The organism is Luteimonas terrae (genome assembly GCF_031457535.1).
Classification (GTDB): Bacteria; Pseudomonadota; Gammaproteobacteria; order Xanthomonadales; family Xanthomonadaceae; genus Luteimonas; species Luteimonas terrae_A.
Genome location: NZ_JAVDWO010000014.1, coordinates 78,110 through 99,434, shown reverse-complemented (window position 1 = coordinate 99,434; position 21,325 = coordinate 78,110). Strand labels below are relative to the sequence as shown.

Sequence of the window (21,325 nt, the reverse complement as noted above, 5' to 3'; positions counted from 1 at the left end):
TCCTCAGGTCGCGGTGCGTGTGCCAGCCGCCGGGACCTCACCGCGCCCAGTGAACGCGTCCTCGACGCCGATATCCGCAAGCCAAAGCGCCTGCCAACGGCCGGTGCCGATGCACACAAGCGGGATCTGCACCGCGTCGGCATCGAATTCGAGCTCGGCTGCGAGCGGGCCGGCCGCTGCCAGTGCATCGTCGATGAATGCCAGCGCGCCGGTGTGGACGTCATTGATGGTGGACCAGCGGGCTGTGTCGATGTCGCCGGCGTACGTCGGGTGTCGCACGCCGCCGCGCATCTCGAAGCCCGCAAACTGTGAGTGGGGTGCGGTCAATATGCTTTCCAGAAGCAGATCGTGCGCGAGTACCGGCGAGTGGGCGTCACCGTGGCGCGCATCGTGATAACGGGCATGGGCGTTGCCGACGCCGGACAGCCGAGCGTCCGCGCGACCGTCGAGCGCGAAGTAGGCGCCATCAACCGGGCGCCCCAGCAGACATGAGAGATTCCGCTGAATCGTGCCCGCGTATCCAATATCCGCCAGCAGGACCGATGAGTTGCCGGCGCTTTCCTGCCAGTAGGCCTGATAAGTAAGACGCGCCATTTCGGCGACGGCCAGCAGCGCGTCAAAGGCGGGAATCAGGCGACCGACTGTGGCATCGCGCATTTCCGGAAGGAACACGGCTTCCTGCATGCCCGCAACGCCGATTCGTGCGCCCACTGCGGCGCTGGCGTCAGCGCCCAGTCGCGCGTGGAGCAGATCCGCCAGCGTGCCGTTGTAGGTCCCATCGAGCAGCATCAACAAATCGTCGGGGCTTCGCAGCGTCGCCAGTCCCGTTGCCTGACGCGAAGCGAGGAAGTAGCCGCCGCGCAACCCGCGCGTCAATGTCGGTGCGGCATCCTGCAAGCGTTCGAATGCGTGGCTCAGCAGATGGCCTTCCCGGCTCAGGAACAGCAGTGCCTCGACTCCGGTGTCGCTCGCCAAGCGTGACAGCCAGATCAGGTAATCGAGCACCATCGGGCCGATGACCACGTAGCCCAGCGTCCGCGGCGAGATCGCGGGCGCACCATGGAAGGCGTTGGGTCCGGTATCCGCAATGGCGCTGAAATGGTTGGCGATCAGCCCCAGGCGCAGCTGCTCGGACCAGGATGCGTCCGGCGTTGTGCGCAAGGGACGCAAGGCCGGCACGACGTCCAGCAGCGCGGCTGCACGCAGAACGTGCACGGGTGTCAGCATGCCGCGCCAATGCGGTTGCTGGATGTCGGCATGCTCGTTGTCACCGATGTGCAACCAGGCGGCGGGCGCAACGCCTTCACGCTTCGCGAGTACGGGCCAGACGCTGCCATCGTCCTTGCGCAAGCCGGTTTCGCACGAAACGTAGCAAGTGTCGGTCAGCGCGCTCACTGCAGGAGGAAGAATGTCTCGCAGCGTCGCTGCGTCCAGATACATGTCCGATAAAGCGACCAGACGCTTGTTGCGTGCCCGGAGCGCCGCCAGTGCCGAGATCACGCCCGCGCGGGGCGACAGCAGACGACGTTCTGTCGCGAGCTCCAGGGCGCACAGGGCTTCGACAGGCGCCGCCGGGGCGAGAGCGGTCATCGCTGCGTAGATTTCGGCGAGGGTCGGATCCCGGTGCACTTCATGGCGCGCGCGTGCCTCGGCGCGTGCTCTCAGGCGGCTGAAGTCCTCGACGCGCAATGACACTTCGGCCAGGCGCGACAGGTACGCCCGAGCGGCTTCCGGAGACAGGAATGGGCGTTGGACCAGCGTGTCGAATACGTCGAGCGACACCAATGCCGCATCGACCGCTGCGACATCGATCCGCGCCTGCAGCGAGGACGCGAAGTAGGTGGACCAGTTCCGGTTGCCTTCACTGGACAGCGCCAGCGCACCGTTGCGTGGCAGTACGCCCACGCGATAACGCCCCGCCTGCGAGACGGCGACGAACAACCGTTCTAACGCATGCTGCAGAGTGCCATCCAGCTGCCCCTGTTCTTCGGGAAATGCATCGAGCGAAAGCGCGAGCGACAGCAGTGGTCGGATCGCGTCGATCCGTGCCCAGAACATCGAGCCGGCAGGAAAATCGATGTAGGCATGCGGATTGATGGAAAACCCGATCCGGCGCGCGATGTCGCGCGCATCCGCCACGTTGCCTAACCAAGTGTGAGCCCAAAGTGGAACCGTTTCGTGACTTTCGGGATAGATCATGCCCAGCGTTGGTTCGGCCGCGAACATGCCCAGCTGCCACGCGATCCGATCCGAGTCTCCCAGCAGGGATTGCACGAGATAGCTGCGCCATCGGTTCTGGAGACTGCCGGTATGCAGCGATTTCTTGCTGTGCAGGTGCCCGACGATATCGAGTTCGAGTAGGGCCTCGCGGAATGTGACCAGCAACGGCGCGATGTCGCGACCGCGGTTCGGCACGCAGGCGATCTCGATGCGCGCGATGGCCTCGACATTGGCGAAGGCACTCCGCACCCGCGTCGCCGCCTCGGCATCGGTCACCGAGATCAGCAGCACGACGGGCACCGGCATCCGCGACAGTGCCAGCGCGAACTCTTCGGCGAGGTCCGGGTAGAACAGGTGCAGCATCACTCCAACGCGCAACGTCGTGTCGTCGATCGGTCGCGGCGGCGGAAACCGGAAGTCGTCTTCAGAGGCCTGCATCGCCGGCGACGGCCGTCCGGCCGCCTGCAGGCGCGCGATCACGCCGCGTGGTCCGAGCGCGCGCAGCATCCGCCAGGCGCGCGCGACAAGCGCAGCAGATCCCCGCAGCCCACCGCCTCTGACATCGATGCCGCGACGCACAGCGTCCAGCAGTCCAGCCAAACGTCCCGTCACCATACGGCTGCCCGCGCAGGCGCCGTGGAACCGCCACATGTGGCGGGCTCGAAGCGGTTGCTGACTGGCTGCATCGTCATGGAAGCGATTGTCGCGGCTCGTGCCACCACGCGGCAAACTGCCCGTGTCTGCGGCATGCTTGCAAGATGAAAGCGTTGCGCGACATGTCGGGTCTCGAAGGGGCGGTGCAACGTGCGCCGCACTGGCTTCCGGTGGCTGAAGCAGATGCCTTGTTCGAGGCGCTGCACATTGATATTCCATGGGCCCGCCACCGGCTGCGCATTTTCGGGCGCGAGATCGAGGCGCCGCGGCTCAGTTGCTGGATCGGCGATCCGGACGCGACCTACCGGTATTCGGGCACACGTTTTGTACCCCAGCCTTGGCCTGCCGCGTTGGCGCCGGTGCGCGATGCGGTGTCCGAGGCTGCGGGCATCGCCTTCAACAGCGTGCTCGCCAACCTGTATCGAGATGGGCAGGACGCGATGGGCTGGCATAGCGACGATGAGCGCGAACTCGGCCCGCGGCCGGTGATTGCGTCGCTGAGCCTTGGCGCGACACGGCGGTTCGTACTCAAGGCGCGCGCGCCGGACGCGGACGGCGTTGTTGCGCGGCATGTGCTGGCACTGCCGCACGGCAGTCTGCTGGTCATGCGCGGAGACACGCAGGCGCTCTACCGTCATGCATTGCCGCGGACAGCGCGGCCTGTCGGGCCGCGGATCAACCTGACCTTCCGTAAGATCCTGCGTTGAGGCTTGGCTGCCGGACGTTCCCAATCAATGAGGCCATCCGGCGGGACGATACGGATCGCATGAGACGAGGCGAACCAGGAACGACGCGCGAGTTTCGGTGGTGCGACTCAGCGTCGCGGAGCGGTTGAAACCCCCGGCCTGCCAGCGTGCGTTGCCTCGTGCGCATTGCCCGACGCGAGAATCCAGCCGACCATCTCGCCACTGATGCCCTGCAGCGCGACCGTGAACGCATCGACCACCTGCGCCACTTCGGTGCCGGTCGCGGTTTCGGCGGCGAGGAAGGTCCGCGAATCGACAACCGTCTGGTCGAGGTTGTGAATCAGCTTGACGTTGGCTTCGATCGTGGCTGCCGGCAGCGGATTACCGTTGTAGTCGGCTTCGAACCTGCGCAGGTCGATGACCAGCTTGTAGTCGGCGGTCATACCCGCGCCCTGCCGCGCGACGGCGGCGATATGGCCCGAATCCTCGAGCGCGCGCAACACCGTGTCCTGGAGCATGTCGGTGGGCGTTTTCGACCAGCTGGCGCCGCGATAGACCTGCAGTTCGGCCGGCGTTGGCCGTACGGCGATGCGGAAGCTGTCGATCATCCGCGCCGCGGTGGGCGGGCTCAGCATCAACTGCCAGTCCGCCTGGGGCCAGGCGGGATCGGCCGCCACGCGGGGGTCGGGGGCGTAGATCGTCGCGCGGTCACGGTCGCCACCACCGCCCCCCAGCAGCGAGCTGCAGCCGGCGAGCAGGGTGCCCAGTGCGAGCGCGATGGCGAGCCGGGGCAGGCGGCGTCGCGTGGATGTCGTGAGCGTACTCATTCGGGTTCGAACTCCTTCGGCGCATCGCGACCGAGCAGGTAGCGCGCAGGGTTGGCATCGAGGCGGTCGCTGATCCGGCGCAGGTCGCGGACCAGCGAACGCAGTTCACCGAGGGTCGGTCCGAGCTGCGACAGGCCGTCGTTGGCGAAACTGCTGATCGCCGCGCGGTTCTCGTTGAGGATGGTGTCGGCGCCGCCGGCGGCGGAATCCATGCGCGCCAATGTGCTCTCGAGGCTCGCGACGAGCGTTGGCAGCTTCTGCACCAGTTCGCGGTCGAAATTGGTCATCGCGCGATTCGTGGTGGTCAACGTCTGTTCCAGCTGCTCGCTGGCCGTGCGGGCGTTGATGATGATCGCCGCCAGATCCTCGCGTTGCCCGGCGACCGAGCCGGTCATGCCTTCGATGTTCTCCAGCGTGTTGGCGATGCGCGCGACATTTTCTTCGCTGAGCACCTGGTCGAGCCGCTCGACCAGACGGTTCGCGGTGTCGGAGATGTTCTGCAGCGCCGAGGCCTCGGTCTGGATGATCGGCACCCGGTCGCCGTCTTCCGACACCAGCATCGGCGCCTCGGGCGAACCCCCGGTGAGCTGGATGATCGGCGAGCCGGTCAGGCTGGTCATCGACATACGTGCGCGGGTGTCGGTCTTGACCGGCGCATTGGCCTGCACGCGCAGCCGCGCGATGACCTGGCGCGGATCCTGCGGCGCGAGCTGCAGGCTGTCGACCGTGCCGACCGCAATGCCGTTGTACTGCACGCTGCTGCCTTCGGTCAGGCCGGTGACCGGCTCGCGGAAGACGACGTCGAACTCGTTCCAGCTGCGGTCGGACGAGTACTTCGCCGCCCACAGCGCGAAGCCGAGCAGGGCGATCGACGCAATCAGCGTGAAGGCGCCGATGAGGACGTAGTTGGCTCTGGTTTCCATCAATGAGCTCCCGAGGCGTGGGCCTTGGCATCGCGTGCGGCACGGCCGCGCGGGCCGTGGAAATAATCCTGGATCCAGGGGTGATCGACCTGTTCGATCTCCGCCACTGGCGCGACCGCGACCACCTGGCCGTCGGCCAGCACCGCGATGCGGTCGCAGATCGCGTACAGCGTGTCGAGGTCGTGCGTGATCAGAAACACCGTCAGGCCCAGCGCTTCCTGCAATGTACGGATCAGTCGGTCGAACGCGGCCGCGCCGATCGGATCCAGGCCGGCCGTGGGTTCGTCGAGGAACAGCAGCGGCGGATCGAGCGCCAGCGCCCGCGCTAGGCCCGCGCGCTTGCGCATGCCGCCCGACAGTTCCGCGGGCAGTTTGTCGAGCGCGTTGGCCGGCAGGCCGGACAGCTTGACCTTCAGCAAGGCCAGTTCGTAGCGCAGTGAATCACGCAGGTCCGGATGATGTTCCTTCAGCGGCACCTGCACGTTCTCGCCGACGGTCAGCGACGAAAACAGCGCGCCGTCCTGGAACAACACGCCGGTATTGCGCTCGATATGTCGGCGCTCTTCGACATCGCGGGACAGCGCATCGGCGCCCAGCACCTCGATGGCGCCGGCCTGCGGCGGACGCAGACCGAGAATGCTGCGCATCAGCACCGACTTGCCGGTCCCCGAGCCGCCGACCACGCCGAGAATCTCCCCTCGGCGGACGTCGAGATCGAGATTGTCGTGCACGGTCTGCGAACCGAACCGGTTGACCAGGCCACGCACGCGGATGGCGATGTCGCCATCGGTGTGATTGGTGATTGGTGATTCGGAATTGGACACGGCGTCAGCCTCCCGATCCCCGGGTGGGCTCACGCGCGCCTGCTCTTTCGAATCACCCGTCACGAATCACCTATCACGTCGTCACCAACCCACGTGCATGAACCAGATCGCGGCGAACGCGTCGAACACGATCACCAGCGAAATGGTCTGCACCACGCTCGAGGTGGTGCGTTCGCCGACCGACTGCGCCGTGCCCTTGACCTGCAGGCCTTCCAGGCAGCCGATCAGACCGATCACCAGCGCAAAGATCGGCGCTTTCGACATGCCGACGAAGAAATGCCGGACGTTCATGGTTTCGTACATGCGCGCCATATAGGCCTGCGGTGGAATGTCGAGGCTGAAGGCACCCACGGTCAGGCCGCCGACGAGGCCGGCGATCATCGCCACGAAGGTCAGCAATGGCAGCATCACCATCAACGCCACCACGCGCGGGATCACCAGCAGGTCCACCGGATCGAGCCCGAGGGTGCGGATGGCGTCCACTTCTTCCCGGCTCACCATCGCGCCGATCTGCGCGGTGAACGCGCTGGCGGTACGGCCGGCGAGCAGGATCGCCGTCAGCAGCACGCCGAACTCGCGCAGGAATGCGATCGACACCAGTTCCACGACGAAGATGGTCGCGCCGAATTCCGCGAGCACGGTCGAACCGAGGAACGCGATGACTGCGCCCACCAGAAACGACAACAGCGCGACCAGGGGGACCGCGTCCAGGCCGACCTGTTCCATGTGGTGCACGGTCGAGGTCAGCCGGAAACGCCGCGGCGATACCAGCAGGCGGCCGAGCTTGAGCAGAGTCTCGCCAAGGAAGCTGACCAGCGCGACGACCTCGCGCCCGTTGTCATGCATCGTCTCGCCCAGGCGCGCCAGCGCAGCCTGGAAACCGTAGTCCCGCTTCTTCTTCGGACGATCGTCGGCGACATCCTCGATCGCCTCCACCAGCGCATGGTGGTCGTCGCGGAAGCGGAACGTCGCGAAATCGAGGTTGCGCTTGTGGGCGAAGCGCAGCAGTTGCAGCACGCCCACCGAATCCAGCCGGTCGACGCCCGTCGCGTCGACAGGGCCCGCGGGCGCCTCGTGCGCACGCAGAACGGTTTCGATGTCGCCCGCATGCGCCAGTGTCCATTGACCGCGCAGCCGCAACGACCCACCGTCGCCGGATTCGGCGCTGGGCGTGGCGTGTCGGGGGACGGTCATGCAGGCATCGGTCGGTCGAGGTGCAAACGCCGGTGAGCATACCGAAATCCCGCGTGACGCCGCGCATCACGGCCGCGACGCCTACCGGGGGGCGGTCGCCCGTGCGATCCTGTGCGGATGTCGCGCGCCACTCCGCTCACCACCGCCAGCTACGCCACGCGCATCGCCTTTGTGGTCGAGTTGGCCGAGCATCTGCACGCCTATGGCACCACCGCGCAGCGCCTCGAGGGCGCTGTGATCTCGGTCACCCAGCAGCTCGGCATCGACTGCGAGCCCTGGGTCAACCCGACCGGCATGGTGCTGTCCTTCAGCGATCCGCTGCGACCCCCGGGCGACAGCGACACCACGCGCGTGATCCGCATGTCGCCGGGCGACGTGGATCTCTACAAGCTGTGTGAGACCGACCGGATCGCCGAGCAGGTGATGGCTGGCGAGATGGATCTGGCCGAAGGCTATGCCGCCCTGCGCGCGCTCGACGAACGCCAGCCGCGGGCCTGGGGCAAGGCGCTCCAGGTCATGGGCTTTGCGATGGTGGCGATGGGCGTCGCCGGTCTGTGGCGGCTGCCTTGGGCCGACATCGCGACCGCGGGCACCATCGGCCTGTTGATCGGCCTGCTCGACATGGTCACCCGCAACGGCACCCGGCTGAAGGAGGCGCACGAGGCATTGGCCGGCATGCTGGCCGGGCTGGTGGCGATCCTGGTGTCGGCCTTCATCGCCCCGCTGAATCTCAATACCGTGGTCATCGCGTCGCTGATCGTGATGCTGCCGGGTATGGCGCTGACCAACGCGATCAACGAGCTGACCAGCCAGCATCTGGTGTCGGGCACCGCGCGCTTCGCCGGGGCGATCACGACCGTACTCAAGCTCACCATCGGCACGATCATTGCGCTCACCCTGATGCAGATGCTCGGGGTCACCCCGAACGTACGCGCGCTGCGGCCGCAGCCCGACTGGGTGGAATGGGCGGCGCTGGCGACCGCGGCCGGTGCGTTTGCGATCCTGTTCCGGGCCGGACGCCGCGATGTGTTGCTGGTGATGGGCGCCGCCGCTTCGGGCTATCTCATCTCACGCTGGGTCGGCGCGGCGCTGGGTCCGAACATTGGTTTGTTCGTTGCTGCGCTGGTGACCACCGCCGCGGGCAACGGCTACGCGCGCTGGGCCAATCGCCCGGGCGCGGTGATCCGGGTGCCCGGTCTGATCATGTTGGTGCCCGGCAGCAACAGCCTGCGTGGGCTGATGAATCTGGTCCAGCAGCAGGACATGGCTGCAGGCCAGGAAGCCGCGCTGGTGGTGATGAACATCGTGCTGGCACTGATTGCCGGGCTGTTGTTCGGCAACGTCGTGTTGCCGGCGCGCAAGAATCTCTGACGCCGCATACGAAAACGCCCTCCATGCGGAGGGCGTCGTCGAAACGGTGCTGCGCGGTCTGCGCCGCCGCAATCACTTCTGGATCAGGAATTCTTCCAGCTTGCGGCCCTTCTTGGTGTGCGCGGCCAGCCACAGCGGCTGCTTGCCACGACCGGTCCAGGTCTCGTTCTTGTTCGCGGGGTTGCGGTACTTCGGCGCCACCTTGCCGAGCTTGCGGCCCTTGGTCGCGCTCTTGCGCGTCGCCGGGGCTGCGGCCGGTGTCGCGCGCGGCGTGCTGCCACCGAACAGCTCGGCGATGCTGTAACCCTCGGCCGCGGCCATGTCGGTCAGCTTCTTGCGCACGGCCGTCAGCGGCTTGCGCTTTTTGAGCGTGGTCTTGCGCTCTTTGGCCTGGGTGATCAGCGCATCGAGCTGCTGGGGGGAAAACGCATTGAGGTCAAACGCCATTCGAGTCGGCTCCGGCTGATTATTGGGAATACCAGTCCATTGGCATGGGCCGCATCTTAATCCGGTTTATCCCCGGCGGACAAATAACGGCCGCGCGGGCACGTCGCCTGCGCGGGCAGGCGGCGTGGAGGATCCGGATTATCCGGCGGTAAATACCGCCGGTTTCGCGCTGGAAATTCTCAGCCGCGCAGACGTGAAAACAGCGCCTCGCGGTCGAGATTCTCGGCTTCGCTGGCGTTGCGCGCGCGGTATTCGAACGCGCCCGATTCCAGCCCGCGCGCCGACACCACGACGCGGTGGGGAATGCCGATCAGCTCGATGTCGCCGAACATCATCCCCGGGCGCAGGCCACGGTCGTCGAGCACGGTGTCGAAACCGGCTGCGTTGAGTTCGCGATAGAGCGCATCGGCCGCCTCGGCCACGTGGGCCTCGTTCTTCGGGTTGATCACGCACACCGCCACCTGCCACGGCGCCATCGCGACCGGCCACAGGATGCCGTTGGCGTCGTGGTTCTGTTCGATCGCCGCGGCGACGATGCGCGACACGCCGATGCCGTAGCAGCCCATGAAGGGCACGGTTGCTTTGCCGTTGGCGTCGAGCACCTTGAAATTCATGGCCTCGGCATATTTTCGGCCGAGCTGGAACACATGGCCGACCTCGATACCGCGCGCGACTTTCAGTTCGCCGCCGTCTTCGGCGCGGTCGCCTGCAACGACGTCGCGGATGTCGGCGACGACATCGGGCTCGGGCAGATCGCGGCCCCAGTTGACGCCGGCGATATGGAAGCCGGTTTCATTGGCGCCGACGACAAAATCGGCCAGGGCGGCGACTTCCAGATCGGCGACGACGCGGATTGGCCCGGACGCACCGATCGGGCCGAGGAAGCCCGGTGTTGCGCCGAGGTGCGCGGCGATTTCCGCATCCGTCGCCATCCGGTGATCGGCAAGGCCTTCGACCTTGGCCAGCTTGATCGCATTGACCGCGTGGTCGCCGCGCACCAGCGCCAGCACGAAAGTCTCGCCGGCCATCAGCGCAATGGATTTGGCGGTGCGCGCGAGCGGCATGCCGAGCAGCTCGGCGACAGCTTCGCAGGTCTTCTGCGTCGGCGTGTCGACCTTGCGCATCTCTTCCGACGCCGCCGGACGTGGCGCGGGTGCGGCCGCGCGCGCGGCTTCGACATTCGCGGCGTAGTCGGACCCGGTCGAGAACACCAGCGCGTCTTCGCCCGAGTCGGCGATCACGTGGAATTCCTGCGAGGCGTCACCGCCGATCGCGCCCGAATCGGCCTGCACCGAGCGGAACTCCAGCCCCAGACGGGTGAAGATGCGCGTGTAGGCCGCATGCATGGTCTGGTACGAAGCGGCCATGCCGGCCTCGTCGATGTCGAACGAGTACGCGTCCTTCATCAGGAATTCGCGTGCGCGCATCACGCCGAAGCGCGGGCGGATCTCGTCACGGAACTTGGTCTGGATCTGGTAGAAATTCACCGGCAGCTGCTTGTAGCTGGCGAGCTCGGCGCGGGCGAAATCCGTGACGGCTTCTTCGGCGGTCGGCGAATAGCAGTATTCGGCGTCCTTCTGGTCGCGGACTTTCAGCAGCAACGGGCCGAACTTCTGCCAGCGGCCACTTTCCTCCCACAGACCCTTGGGCTGGATGGTCGGCATCAGCAGCTCGACCGCGCCGGCGGCGTCCATTTCCTCGCGCACGATCGCTTCGACCTTGCGCAGCACCCGCAGGCCCAGCGGTGACCAGGTGTAGAGGCCGGCGGCCAGCTTGCGCACCATGCCGGCCTTGAGCATCAGCTTGTGGCTGGTGATCTCGGCCTCGGCGGGCGTTTCTTTCTCGGTGCGGAGATGGAACTGCGACAGGCGCATCGGCGGCTTCTGGCTGGGGACGAAGGGCGCGTATTGTGCCACGCGCGCCTCTGCGTTCCGGTCCGCCGAGGCGCCATGCGGTCTGAGCTGTCAGCGTCACTCCCGCCTGATATTCGCCGGCCAACCGTTCCCGCTCAGCTTCTGTAGGAGCGCGCTTGCGCGCGATCGAGCGTTTCCTGCGAATGCCTCGATCGCGCGCAGGCGCGCTCCTACAGAAATTCCCGGCGCCCTTGGGCCGCCAGGGCTTACCGAACCCTAGCGGCAGTAGGCGCGAACCGCGGCTTCCGACAGCGCGAGCTGGTCGGCGCGCTCGTTGCTGCCGAGTTCGCGCGGGGTGCCGTCGGCGTCGAGTTGCTGCACCGCGCCTTCGCCCCTGAGCGCGGCGACGTTGGTCCGGGCGAGTTCGCACTGCGTGCTGTCGCCGGCGCCATCCGCGTTCGTCGCTCCGGCCGCAGCTGCGGCGGCGGGCGCTGGCGTCGTCGGCGTGGAGGCGGCAGCCGTGCCCTGCATGTTGCGCACTTCGAAGCGCGTGCCCGCGGGCGGTGGCGTCTGCGAATAATGGGTGACGCCGCGCGCGTCCTTCCAGCTGTAGACCTCGCTGGCAGCGAGTGGCGCGGCGGCGACGAGCAGCGCAAGGGCGGTCACGAAAGTGCGGCGCATGGTGTTCCCCGGCGGATGCTCGAATGTGGCGGCGATTGCAGCACTCCCGGCCTGCAGGTGCAACCGGCGCCGCCGAACGGCCCGAAGCAGGCGCTACACTGCCCGCTATGAGCCAACCCGACCCGACCCCGCGCCGCGGCCGCGGCATCTATCTGCTGCCCAACCTCTTCACGACCGGTGGCCTGTTCGCGGGATTCTTCGCGATCATCGCCGCGTCGCAGGGTCGCTTCAGCGCCGCCTGCATCGCGATCTTCGTGGCCGCGGTACTCGATGGGATCGACGGCCGGGTCGCGCGCCTGACCAATACCCAGAGCGAGTTCGGCGTGCAGTACGACTCGCTGGCCGACCTGATCAGCTTCGGTCTGGCACCGGCGCTGGTCATGTATCACTGGTCGCTGATGGCGATGCGCCTCGACGGCACGACGCTGGGCAAGATCGGCTGGCTCGGGGCGTTCCTCTACGCCGCGTGCGCGGCCTTGCGTCTGGCGCGCTTCAACAGCCAGGTGGCCACGGTCGACAAGCGTTACTTCGTCGGCCTGGCGAGTCCGGCCGCTGCGGGCCTGATGGCGAGTTTCGTCTGGACCTGCCACGAACTCGATTTCACCGGCGACGCGCTGCGCTATGTCGCGCTCGCGGTCACCGTGGTCTGCGGCCTGCTGATGGTCAGCCGGATCCGCTACACCAGCTTCAAGGGCAGCGGCACCGGACCGAAGGCCGATCGCGTGCCGTTCGTGGCGCTGGTGGTCGCGGTCGGCCTGCTGATCGCGATGTGGGTGGATCCGCCCAAGACCCTGCTGATCGCCGCCGTGCTGTACGCATTGTCGGGTCCGGGTCTGTGGGTGTGGCGCCGCCGCCGCGGAGGCGCGGAGGCCGCGTCGTGAGCTGGGACTCGCTGCAGATCGCGGCGCTCGATGCGCTGGGACACGATCGCTACCGCGTGCAGGTGCCGGGCCAGGTGTTGCCGGACGATCCGTTGGTCGACCCGCTGCTGCGCGCCGCCGGCCTGCATCGCGATGGCGACGGCGCGTTCGCATTCGTGCGCAGTCTGGGCGCGCTGTCTGAACTGCGTTCCGCGTCGGCCAAGCGCGCCCTGTGGCCGCGCCTGCGCAAGCTGCGCCGCCATGGCGGCTGAGCCCGACACGCAGGCGATTTCAGATGTCGCTGCTACGGCGCGCGACTGGGCGCTGCGTCCGATGCGCGCGACCGATGTCGACGCGATCATGGAGATCGAACTGCGCGCGTATCCGTTTCCGTGGACGCGCGGCATTTTCGACGATTGCCTGCGCGCGGCGTATCCGGCGTGGGTACTGCATGTCGACCGGCGACTCGCCGGCTACGGCGTGCTGAGCATCGCAGCCGGCGAAGCGCACGTGCTCAATGTCTGCGTCGATCCCGAGCTACAGGGCCGCGGCTACGGGCGGCGACTGTTCCGCGCGCTGGTCGATCTGGCCCAGCAGCACGGCGCGCAGCGGGTATTTCTCGAGGTGCGACCGTCGAATCCCAATGCGGTCGCGCTCTATCACGACGAAGGCTTCAACGAGATCGGCCGGCGGCCGCGTTACTACCCGGCGCACAACGGCCGCGAGGACGCGATCGTCATGGCCCGCGAACTGTTCGGCGCGGACTGAACCCCGTCGCCGCGCTGCATCCGGCGCGCGCTGCGCCCCCCGACCGGAGAATCGCCATGGGCGAACACACCCGTATCGACAACGAGAAACGCATCGCGCTGCTGATCGATGCCGACAACGCGCCGGCGGCGAAGATCGACGTGATCCTCGCCGAAGTCGCGCGCCATGGCGTCGCCAATGTGCGCCGCGCCTACGGCAACTGGAAAAGCCAGCACCTGGTCGGCTGGGAGAAAGTGCTGCACGAATATGCGATCCGACCGATCCAGCAGTTCGCCTACAGCACCGGCAAGAACGCGTCCGACATGGCGATGGTCATCGACGCGATGGACCTGATGTACGCGCGCAATCTCGACGGCTTCGCCATCGTGTCCAGCGATGCGGATTTCACCCCGCTGGTGATGCGGCTGCGCAACGACGGCTACGCGGTCTACGGTTTCGGACAGGAGAAAACGCCGACGCCGTTCGTCAAGGCATGCTCGACGTTCCTCTATCTGGAAAAACTCCGCGCGGCCGACGAGGTCGACAGCGGCGGCACGACCAAGCCGCGCACGGGGCGCGAACTGCAGACCGATCGCGAACTCGTGCAATTGCTGCGTAATGCAGTGTCGGCGGGCGCCGACGATGCCGGCTGGTCGCATCTGGGCGAAGTCGGCAGTCACGTGCGCAACCAGGGCTCATTCGACGCGCGCAACTACGGCTATCGCAATCTCAGTGCGCTGATCGATGCGACCGGTCTGTTCGAAGTGCGCCGGGTCGGGCAGGCGGTCGAGATCCGCGAGGCGCCGAAGAAGCCTGCCGCGAAACAGGCCTCGCGCGCACGCGGTCGTCGCAAACCTGCGGCGACCGACTGACCCATTCGCGCGACGGTCGACTCAGTACAGATCGACCGGATCCACATCCAGCGACCAGCGCGCACGGCGCGCTTCCGGCAGCGCGTGGATCAACGGCAGGGCTGCATCGAGAATCGCGTGCAGGCGCGGACGCTGGTCGCTGGCGATCAGCAATTGCGCGCGATACACGCCGGCGCGGCGCGGCATCGGTGCGACCACCGGGCCATCGAGCAGCAGCGTCGGCATGCCGGCGGCGTCGCGGCCGGCATGGGGCGCGAGCACGCGGCGCGCAGCCTGCAGGAACGCCATCGGCGGTTCGGACTGCTGCGATTCGGCGCGCAGCAGCGCGAGCGGTGCGAACGGCGGAAAGCCGGCGGCTTCGCGCTGCATCAGTTCCTCGGCGGCGAAGGCGTGATAGCCACCGCGGATCAGCGTCAGCAGCAGTGGGTGCTCCGGATGATGGGTCTGCAGCAGCACGGTGCCGGCTTTCTCCGCGCGTCCGGCGCGGCCCGCGACCTGGATCAGCAGTTGCGCGAGTTTCTCGCCGGCGCGGAAGTCGGCCGAGAACAGGCCTTCGTCGATGCCGACCACGCACACGAGTGTGAGATTCGGCAGGTCGTGGCCCTTGGCCAGCATCTGCGTGCCGATCAGGATGCCCGGCTGATTGCCGAGTTCGCCGAGCAGGCCTTCGAGCGCATCGCGTCGGCGCGTGCTGCCGCGGTCGATGCGCAGCACCGGCACATCGGTGAAGCGCGCGGCCAGCAGCTCTTCGATACGTTCGGTGCCCACGCCCTGCGGCTGCAGGCCCAGACTCGCGCAATCGGGGCAGGCCGGCGGCGCGCTCGCGCGATGGCCGCAGTGATGGCATTGCAGGCGACGGCCGCCGGCGTGCACGGTCATCGGATGCGGACGGTCGGGCGTGCTGCAGCGCGGGCAGTGCGCGCTCCAGCCGCAGTCGTGACACAGCAGCACCGGTGCGTAGCCGCGGCGGTTCTTGAACACCAGGACCTGTCCACCGGCGGCTAGCGCGGCGGAGATCGCCGCGAACATCTCGGGTGACAGGCTGGCCTCGAGCGGGCGCTTGCGCACGTCGAGCACGCGCACCGTCGGCGGCTTTGCCGCACCCGCGCGATGGGTCAGGCGCAGATGCGCGTAGCGGCCGGAGACGGCGTTCTGCAGCGATTCCAGTGATGGCGTCGCGCTGCCCAGCAGCACCGGCACATCGAGCGCCTTAGCGCGCACCAGCGCGAAGTCGCGTGCGTGGTAGCGGATGCCGTCCTGCTGTTTGTAGCTGCCGTCGTGTTCCTCGTCGACGACGATCAGCCCGGCATCGGGCAGCGGCACGAATACGGCCGAGCGGGTACCGACGACGACGCGCGCCTCGCCACGCGCCGCCGCCGCCCAGACCCGCGCGCGTTCGCCATCGCCCAGCCCCGAGTGCAAGGCATGGACGGGCACGCCGAGACGCGCACGGAAACGCGCGAGCGTCTGCGGGGTCAGGCCGATCTCCGGTACCAGCACCAGCGCCTGGCGCCCGCGGGCGAGACAGTCGGCGATCGCCTGCAGATAGACCTCGGTCTTGCCGCTGCCGGTCACGCCGTCGAGCAGCAACGCGGCGAACCCGGTGCAGGCGGCGAGGGCATCGACCGCCTGCTGTTGTTCGTCGTGCAGCGCGGGTCCGGGCTGCGGTGTGGGCGCCAGCTGCGACGCCGGCACCGCGAAGCGTTCGACCAGTCCGCGACCGGCCAGCGTGCGCGCCGCGGTGCGCCAGCCCGCCATCGCCAGATCCAGCGCGTCCTCGTCGCGCGGGGTCGGCGCGAGCAGGGTGGCCAGGCGCTGCGGGCGGCCGCCGGCCTTCAGTCCAGACAGCGCGGTCTGGCCGGCTTCGGTCAGCCGCCAGGCCCAGGCGTGGGTGTCGGGCAGGGCTTCGCCACGGCGCAGGGCCGCGGGCAGGGCCGTCGCCAGGACCTCGCCGAGCGGCGCATGGGTGTAACGGGCCAGCCAGCGCAGCGACGCGTCGAGCTCGCCGTGCAGCAGCGGGGCATCGTCGAGCCATTCGATGGCGGTGCGCAGTGCCTGCGACGGGTCATCCGGCGGGCCGACCGCCGCGACCACGCCAATGAGTTCGCGCGGGCCGAAGGGCACCCGCACGCGTCGGCCGACGGCGTCCGGCGCGGCCGTCGCGCCCGCAGGCGCGACGTAGTCGAACAGGCGCGGCAGGGGCACCGGCAGGGCGACCTGGAGGACGGCAGCGGGGGCGGTCGTATCGGGCACGGGCAAAGTCTATCGGGTCGCCGGCGGGCTTCGATCATTTGCGCGCGGAACCTCGCCCCGCGCGCACGTTGTGGCTGCAAGTGCCCGAAAGAAAAGGGATTGCCGTTTATCCACATGATCTGTGGATAAGCCTGTGCATACAGTTCCGCGAATACGACGTTATGCGGTATTCAGTGGGGTAAAAGATGTGTTGGACAAAAAAGTGCCATATGACTAATTCCAAATAAAATCAAATACTTGGCCGTGAAACATTGTTGTCATGCAGCATCGGCAGGTGGTCATCTTCAGTCGGGTGACAGCGTTGTGAACCCTGTGAACAACCACTTGCGGGCAACGGGGCCTGTGGAACGTTTGCGAGCCGGTCTGTCAAGGCTTGGGAGATCGCGAGGGGTCGTTATGATGCGCGGTCGCACACGCTGGCCCCGATGACCACGCCTTCCCAGTCCGCTCCACCCGGCATGTCCTCCGCCGTCGCCGCGTTCCTGCGCGGGGTGGAGCGGCGCGCGGCCGCGTTTGCGCAGTGGCAGAGCGGCGATATCGAGACCGGCGATGCTGCGCTGGCCGTTGCGATGACCGATTTCGGCCAATTGGCGACGAATACCCCGTTCCCGGATTGGCCGCGCCGGTTCTGGGCCCAGTTGCTGGCATCCCCGGCACTGCGCGCGCCGGGGGTGCTGCCCGACGACGCCGACGGGCTACCGGCCTTGGCTGGGTTGTCCGGCGGTCCGCGGGTGACGGTGCTGCTGCGGATGGTGGCCGGACTTCCGGAGCACGAAGCGGCTGCGGTGCTCGGCGTGACCCGGGCCACCTACCGACTCGGCCTGCAGCGCGCATTGCCGCACCGTGAGGACGGCAGCCCGGATCCCGAAGCCTGGCGTCGCATCGCGGAAGCCGCGCAGGCGGCGATCCGGGCGCTGCCGCCGGACCGGCTTGCGCGTCTGGCCGGTCTGCGCGAGGCCGCGCTGCGCGGCCAGGTCCCACCGCTGCGCCGGTTTCCGCTGCAGCGTGCGGTCGTCGCGCCGCCGCCGGCCCAGGCGACGGAGTTGCCCGGGCGGACCCGGGCGCGTTGGCTGTGGCCGGCGCAGGCGGTCGTGCTCGTTGCGATGCTCGCCGCCTTGGCCTGGACCTGGCGCGAGGCCTGGCCCGGTGGTGGCCCGGGCGACGACACGACGATCCGGATCGAAGCACTGCCGGCCGCGCAGTCGCCTGCATCGACCTACGATGACGAGATCGCGCTGCTCACCGCGCCCGACTTCGAACTGCTGAGCGAGCCCGACCCGGCGGCGTGGCGCGAGGACCCTGCGTTCTACGCCTGGCTGTCCACCCAGATCGAAACTCCGACAGACGACACCCGCGACGCCCATCTGGACGACGCGCCGGATGTTGCCGACGGCATGGAGACCACCGATGCCGATCTCTGAGCGGGTCCGACGTCGTGCCGGTGTCGCATTGCTGCTGCTGGCCGCGCCGCTCGCGCATGCCGCCTTGCCCGCCGCGTTGAAGGCCGATGCCTTGCCGGCTGCCCAGCGCGCCCAACTCGAAGCACGGGCCGCACGCCTGGCGCAGATGACGCAGGCCGAACGCACCGCGCTCCAGGCGCGCATGGCGGACTGGCAGGTGTTGCCGGCTGGCGAGCGCACCCGCAGGCGGCTCGCCCATCAGGCCGCCGATGCGCTGCCGCATGCCGAGCGCATGCGTCTGCAGCAGGCGGCGTCGCAGTTCGCCAGCATGCCCGAGGCGAAACAGCGCGAATTCCGGCTTGCCTTCGAACAGCTCGACCTGGGTCTGCGTCGCGGCTGGCTGCTGGGCCCGGTGCTCGGTGCCGACTGGCCGCGGCTGCATCCGCTGTTTTCGGCGCTACCCGAGTCGCAGCGCGATCCGGTCCTGCTGGCCTTGCGTGCGACCTCGCCGCAGGCGCGTGACGACCTCGCCGCACTGGCGCAGCGCACGCCGCCGCAGGAACGCGCCGCGCTGCGTGCCCAATGGCTGGCGGTGCCGGCCGACGGCCGCGATGCATGGCTGCGCGCGCGGGTATCCGGCACGCCCTGACACTTTTGCAGGCGCGACCCGTGGGGGCGTCGCGCGGCATCAAGCGCTGGGCGCGACCTTATCCAGCGCTCCGTCTTCTTGGCCCGGGAGCGCTACAGCGCGTACAGCGCATACCCCGCCATCGGAATGGCCACGCTGAGGAACAGGGCGAAATACAGCACGCCGATGATCACGAACTTGACCAGTGTCCATGGCCACGACTGGCCGTAGACGCGTTTCTGCATCAGCAGCAGATAGACGGGCATCGCCCACAACAGCAGGCTCTGCAGTACGACGACCGCGCCGGCGCCCCATAGCGCGTGCAGGCCCAGCCACGGGATCACGAGCGCGCCGCAGAACACCAGCAGCAGGCCCAGCATCAGGGCCGCGTGGCTGTAGAGGCCGACGACGACATGCTCGAGATACAGGCGGCCCTGGAAGAGATACAGCAGCTTGAGTAGCACCGCGAACAGCGGCACCAGGATGAACAGTGCGGTCGGCGCGACGCCGAGCACCGCGCGTGCGTAGAGCTGCGGCTCGTCGCGCAGGCGCATGACGTTGCGCTCGATGCGTTCGCCGATCGGACCGCCCACGGTCGGGGGCGTGCGCGGTGTGGTGCGGGCACCGTCGGCGGCGGGCTTTGTCGCGGCCGCGCCCTGCGCGTCGACCGGCGTCGAGGTTGCATTTGCGATCGTTTCCGCAGCTGCGGGCGATGCGTCGTCTGCCCCGAGCTCGGCAAGGCGACTGCGCGCGTGCGCGCGCACCTGGGTTTCGGCGATGTCCAGCTGCGGCGATACGCCAGGCAGTGCGCCCACGGTGCGACGCGTCTCGTCGATACCTGCGAGCGCTGCGTCGAGAACCGCTCGCACATCGTCGTCGGTGCGCGCCTGCGAGAACTCGACAGCGACGTCGTCGGTGCGCACCTGGCCCGGTTCGAGACTCTGCATCGCATCCTGCACCACGAACTTCGCGACGAAGAACGTCAGCAGCGTCAGGATCACGAACAGCCGCATCGGGGCGACATAGCGCACGCGCTGGCCGTCGAGATACCGGCTGGCGATGCGCCCCGGCACGAACAGATCACGCACCGTACGGAAGATGCGCCCGTCCAGGTGCCAGAAGGACTCGAACACTTCCTCCACCGCATGCGCGACGTGGCGCACCGGGCTGTGGGTGGACTGGCCGCAGGCGTGGCAGAAGTCGCCCTGCAGGGGCGTGGCGCAGTTTTCGCATGCGGGCGGGTGGGTGTCATCGGACGGCAGGACGGCGTGGGACATGCGCGGACGGATTCCTGACAAGGCCGCAGCGCAGCCGCGGACACGGAAAAAGAGGGCAGATGTGGAGGGCCGCGCGTGTCGCTCCCCTGCGCGGTGACGGTAGAATGCCCGTCCTTCGCGCCCCGGTGCCAGCGCACGCATCCGTCGTACGCGCGGCCGCAGTCGCAGAGTCGCCCCATGTCTTCCATCATCACGCCGCCGCCCTTCGGTCACGAAGTGCGGCGCACCGCCGTTCTGGCGGCCCCGCTGGTCGCCGGCCATGTCGCCACCGGCCTGATCGGCTTCGTCGATTCCGTCATCGCCGGCCACCACGGCACCGCCACCCTGGCGGCGGTCGCGGTGGGCACGGCGATCTTCTGGCTGCCGCTGATGGTGCCGATGGGCACGCTGATGGCGGTGCCGCCGTCGGTGTCGCAGCTCGACGGTGAAGGCCGCCACGCCGAAGTCGGCCCGCTGTTCCGCCAGGCGTTGTGGCTGGCGGCGGGGCTGGGCCTGGCGCTGTTCGGACTGCTGACGGCGCTGGCCGCCGGGCTCGGGCCGTTCGGCATCGCCCCGGACATCGTGCCGGGCGCGACCGCGTTCCTGCACGGCATCCGCTGGGGCGTGCCGGCGCTGACGCTGTACTTCTGCATGCGCTATCTCAGCGACGGCCTGCACTGGACGTTGCCGACGATGGTGTTCGGCTTCGGTGGCCTCGCCGTGCTGGTGCCGATGGGCTATGCGCTCGCGTTCGGCTGGGGCCCGTTTCCCGAAAGCGGCGCCGGCGGCCTGGGGGTCGCGTCGGCGATCATGATGTGGATGCAGTCGATCGCATTCGCGCTGTATCTGGCGCTGTCGAAGCGCTTCGCCCGCTACGAGTTGTTCACCCGGTTCGATCCGCCGCGCTGGGCGGAGATCCGCGCGCTGCTGCGCACCGGCCTGCCGATCGGCGTGACGGTGACGATGGAAGGCAGCCTGTTCGTCGTGACCGCGCTGCTGATCGGCCGGCTCGGCGAGATCGAGGCGGCCGCGCACCAGATCGCGATCAATGTCGCCGCCCTGTGTTTCATGGTGCCCTTCGGCCTGGCCGAGGCGACCACCGTGCGCGTGGGCAATGCGATCGGCCGCGGTCTGGGCAGCGCCGGCGTGCGTCGCGCGGGCTTCGCGGGTCTGACGCTTGTATTGATGACGCAGACGGTCTCGGGCGTGCTCCTGTTACTGGGCCACGACCACGTGGTGGGCATCTATACCGAGGACGCCGCGGTGGCCGCGCTCGCCGGCTCGCTGCTGCTCTATGCCGCCGCGTTCCAGTTCCCGGACGGCATCCAGGCGCTGTCGGCCGGCGCGCTGCGTGGGCTTAAGGACACGCGTGTGCCGATGTTCTTGGCCGCAGCCGCCTACTGGGGCGTGGGCATGGCGCTGGGCGCCACGCTCGGTCTCGGCCTGGGCTGGGGGCCGAAGGGCATGTGGATCGGCCTGATCGCCGGATTGACCGTCGCCGCGGTACTGCTGGGCACCCGTTTCCTGCGCAGCAGCCGGCGCGTGCCTGCGCCGTCGGTTGATCCGACGGCACAGTGACGACCGGCGCATGCATTGACCTGCCGCGCCCGGTAGGCTGCGCCCTGGGAT

Annotated in this window: 19 protein-coding genes; 9 read left to right on the top strand and 10 right to left on the bottom strand. The window is 68.2% G+C overall.

Going from position 1 to position 21,325, the window contains the following annotated elements; translation table 11 throughout:
- Positions 1-3 precede the first annotated feature (3 nt).
- A complete protein-coding gene (locus tag J2W68_RS15325; protein ID WP_310237487.1) occupies positions 4-2,871 on the bottom strand; it encodes a rhamnan synthesis F family protein in 2,868 nt (955 codons plus the stop codon).
- 107 nt (positions 2,872-2,978) lie between these two features.
- On the opposite strand from J2W68_RS15325, the gene J2W68_RS15320 reads away from it, so the two are divergent.
- A complete protein-coding gene (locus J2W68_RS15320) occupies positions 2,979-3,581 on the top strand; it encodes an alpha-ketoglutarate-dependent dioxygenase AlkB family protein (protein WP_310237485.1) in 603 nt (200 codons plus the stop codon).
- Between the two features lie 107 nt (positions 3,582-3,688).
- Here J2W68_RS15320 and J2W68_RS15315 read toward each other — a convergent pair whose 3' ends face one another.
- The 4 genes from J2W68_RS15315 to J2W68_RS15300 all read right to left on the bottom strand — a co-directional run bounded on the left by J2W68_RS15315 (position 3,689) and on the right by J2W68_RS15300 (position 7,328).
- Positions 3,689-4,387, bottom strand: a complete 699-nt coding sequence (locus J2W68_RS15315) for an ABC-type transport auxiliary lipoprotein family protein (RefSeq protein ID WP_310237482.1) — start codon at positions 4,385-4,387, stop codon at positions 3,689-3,691.
- Positions 4,384-5,310 carry an MlaD family protein gene (locus J2W68_RS15310; RefSeq protein ID WP_310152292.1) on the bottom strand — a complete coding sequence of 309 codons (927 nt, stop codon included), beginning with the start codon at positions 5,308-5,310 and terminating at the stop codon, positions 4,384-4,386. Before J2W68_RS15310 ends, J2W68_RS15315 begins: the two co-directional genes overlap by 4 nt.
- The gene (locus J2W68_RS15305) at positions 5,310-6,134 is read right to left on the bottom strand and encodes an ABC transporter ATP-binding protein (protein WP_310237481.1); all 825 of its coding nucleotides are present in this window, start codon (positions 6,132-6,134) and stop codon (positions 5,310-5,312) included. Before J2W68_RS15305 ends, J2W68_RS15310 begins: the two co-directional genes overlap by 1 nt.
- Positions 6,135-6,215: 81 nt before the next feature.
- Entirely contained in the window at positions 6,216-7,328 is a 1,113-nt protein-coding gene (locus J2W68_RS15300) for an ABC transporter permease (protein ID WP_310237478.1), read from the bottom strand.
- A 117-nt stretch (positions 7,329-7,445) separates the two neighbouring features.
- Here J2W68_RS15300 and J2W68_RS15295 point away from each other — a divergent pair, with 117 nt between their 5' ends.
- Positions 7,446-8,699 carry a threonine/serine ThrE exporter family protein gene (locus J2W68_RS15295; RefSeq protein WP_310237475.1) on the top strand — a complete coding sequence of 418 codons (1,254 nt, stop codon included), beginning with the start codon at positions 7,446-7,448 and terminating at the stop codon, positions 8,697-8,699.
- A gap of 72 nt (positions 8,700-8,771) precedes the next feature.
- On the opposite strand, the gene J2W68_RS15290 is transcribed toward J2W68_RS15295, so the two are convergent.
- The 3 genes from J2W68_RS15290 to J2W68_RS15280 all read right to left on the bottom strand — a co-directional run bounded on the left by J2W68_RS15290 (position 8,772) and on the right by J2W68_RS15280 (position 11,680).
- Positions 8,772-9,146 carry an H-NS histone family protein gene (locus J2W68_RS15290; protein WP_310152302.1) on the bottom strand — a complete coding sequence of 125 codons (375 nt, stop codon included), beginning with the start codon at positions 9,144-9,146 and terminating at the stop codon, positions 8,772-8,774.
- 179 nt (positions 9,147-9,325) lie between these two features.
- Complete coding sequence (locus tag J2W68_RS15285; protein WP_310237472.1) at positions 9,326-11,020, bottom strand: proline--tRNA ligase; 1,695 nt, start codon at positions 11,018-11,020, stop codon at positions 9,326-9,328.
- A 255-nt stretch (positions 11,021-11,275) separates the two neighbouring features.
- A complete protein-coding gene (locus tag J2W68_RS15280; RefSeq protein WP_310237468.1) occupies positions 11,276-11,680 on the bottom strand; it encodes a DUF4124 domain-containing protein in 405 nt (134 codons plus the stop codon).
- 107 nt (positions 11,681-11,787) lie between these two features.
- Between J2W68_RS15280 and pssA the strand changes: the two genes are divergently transcribed.
- From pssA to J2W68_RS15260, 4 genes are read left to right on the top strand one after another with little or no spacing between them, the layout of a single operon-like run.
- Positions 11,788-12,561: a CDP-diacylglycerol--serine O-phosphatidyltransferase gene (gene pssA / locus J2W68_RS15275; RefSeq protein WP_310237464.1), complete on the top strand. Its 774-nt coding sequence runs from the start codon at positions 11,788-11,790 to the stop codon at positions 12,559-12,561.
- Positions 12,558-12,812, top strand: coding sequence for a hypothetical protein (locus tag J2W68_RS15270; RefSeq protein ID WP_310237461.1), 255 nt, complete (start codon positions 12,558-12,560; stop codon positions 12,810-12,812). The genes pssA and J2W68_RS15270 overlap by 4 nt, the downstream gene beginning before the upstream one ends.
- Positions 12,802-13,308, top strand: coding sequence for a ribosomal protein S18-alanine N-acetyltransferase (rimI, locus tag J2W68_RS15265; protein ID WP_310237459.1), 507 nt, complete (start codon positions 12,802-12,804; stop codon positions 13,306-13,308). The genes J2W68_RS15270 and rimI overlap by 11 nt, the downstream gene beginning before the upstream one ends.
- 56 nt (positions 13,309-13,364) lie before the next feature.
- The gene (locus J2W68_RS15260; RefSeq protein WP_310237456.1) at positions 13,365-14,159 is read left to right on the top strand and encodes an NYN domain-containing protein; all 795 of its coding nucleotides are present in this window, start codon (positions 13,365-13,367) and stop codon (positions 14,157-14,159) included.
- 21 nt (positions 14,160-14,180) lie between these two features.
- Here the strand turns inward: J2W68_RS15260 and J2W68_RS15255 are convergent, their stop codons facing one another.
- Positions 14,181-16,412, bottom strand: a complete 2,232-nt coding sequence (locus tag J2W68_RS15255; protein ID WP_310237452.1) for a primosomal protein N' — start codon at positions 16,410-16,412, stop codon at positions 14,181-14,183.
- A gap of 458 nt (positions 16,413-16,870) precedes the next feature.
- Here J2W68_RS15255 and J2W68_RS15250 point away from each other — a divergent pair, with 458 nt between their 5' ends.
- Complete coding sequence (locus tag J2W68_RS15250; RefSeq protein WP_310237449.1) at positions 16,871-17,833, top strand: hypothetical protein; 963 nt, start codon at positions 16,871-16,873, stop codon at positions 17,831-17,833.
- Positions 17,820-18,461 (top strand): DUF3106 domain-containing protein, encoded by a 642-nt coding sequence (locus tag J2W68_RS15245; RefSeq protein ID WP_310237447.1) that lies wholly within the window; start codon positions 17,820-17,822, stop codon positions 18,459-18,461. Before J2W68_RS15250 ends, J2W68_RS15245 begins: the two co-directional genes overlap by 14 nt.
- Positions 18,462-18,553: 92 nt before the next feature.
- Here J2W68_RS15245 and J2W68_RS15240 read toward each other — a convergent pair whose 3' ends face one another.
- Positions 18,554-19,717, bottom strand: a complete 1,164-nt coding sequence (locus J2W68_RS15240) for a DUF3667 domain-containing protein (protein ID WP_310237442.1) — start codon at positions 19,715-19,717, stop codon at positions 18,554-18,556.
- Between the two features lie 177 nt (positions 19,718-19,894).
- Here J2W68_RS15240 and J2W68_RS15235 point away from each other — a divergent pair, with 177 nt between their 5' ends.
- Positions 19,895-21,274, top strand: coding sequence for an MATE family efflux transporter (locus tag J2W68_RS15235; RefSeq protein WP_310237441.1), 1,380 nt, complete (start codon positions 19,895-19,897; stop codon positions 21,272-21,274).
- The last annotated feature ends 51 nt before the right edge of the window (positions 21,275-21,325 follow it).

Excerpts from the sequence above, each read along its gene's own strand:
- J2W68_RS15325 (WP_310237487.1), bottom strand. The coding sequence starts at position 2,871 with ATGTGGCGGTTCCACGGCGCCTGCGCGGGCAGCCGTATGGTGACGGGA.
- J2W68_RS15320 (WP_310237485.1), top strand. The coding sequence starts at position 2,979 with ATGAAAGCGTTGCGCGACATGTCGGGTCTCGAAGGGGCGGTGCAACGT.
- J2W68_RS15315 (WP_310237482.1), bottom strand. The coding sequence starts at position 4,387 with ATGAGTACGCTCACGACATCCACGCGACGCCGCCTGCCCCGGCTCGCC.
- J2W68_RS15310 (WP_310152292.1), bottom strand. The coding sequence starts at position 5,310 with ATGGAAACCAGAGCCAACTACGTCCTCATCGGCGCCTTCACGCTGATT.
- J2W68_RS15300 (WP_310237478.1), bottom strand. The coding sequence starts at position 7,328 with ATGACCGTCCCCCGACACGCCACGCCCAGCGCCGAATCCGGCGACGGT.
- J2W68_RS15295 (WP_310237475.1), top strand. The coding sequence starts at position 7,446 with ATGTCGCGCGCCACTCCGCTCACCACCGCCAGCTACGCCACGCGCATC.
- J2W68_RS15290 (WP_310152302.1), bottom strand. The coding sequence starts at position 9,146 with ATGGCGTTTGACCTCAATGCGTTTTCCCCCCAGCAGCTCGATGCGCTG.
- J2W68_RS15285 (WP_310237472.1), bottom strand. The coding sequence starts at position 11,020 with ATGCGCCTGTCGCAGTTCCATCTCCGCACCGAGAAAGAAACGCCCGCC.
- J2W68_RS15280 (WP_310237468.1), bottom strand. The coding sequence starts at position 11,680 with ATGCGCCGCACTTTCGTGACCGCCCTTGCGCTGCTCGTCGCCGCCGCG.
- pssA (WP_310237464.1), top strand. The coding sequence starts at position 11,788 with ATGAGCCAACCCGACCCGACCCCGCGCCGCGGCCGCGGCATCTATCTG.
- rimI (WP_310237459.1), top strand. The coding sequence starts at position 12,802 with ATGGCGGCTGAGCCCGACACGCAGGCGATTTCAGATGTCGCTGCTACG.
- J2W68_RS15260 (WP_310237456.1), top strand. The coding sequence starts at position 13,365 with ATGGGCGAACACACCCGTATCGACAACGAGAAACGCATCGCGCTGCTG.
- J2W68_RS15250 (WP_310237449.1), top strand. The coding sequence starts at position 16,871 with ATGTCCTCCGCCGTCGCCGCGTTCCTGCGCGGGGTGGAGCGGCGCGCG.
- J2W68_RS15245 (WP_310237447.1), top strand. The coding sequence starts at position 17,820 with ATGCCGATCTCTGAGCGGGTCCGACGTCGTGCCGGTGTCGCATTGCTG.
- J2W68_RS15240 (WP_310237442.1), bottom strand. The coding sequence starts at position 19,717 with ATGTCCCACGCCGTCCTGCCGTCCGATGACACCCACCCGCCCGCATGC.
- J2W68_RS15235 (WP_310237441.1), top strand. The coding sequence starts at position 19,895 with ATGTCTTCCATCATCACGCCGCCGCCCTTCGGTCACGAAGTGCGGCGC.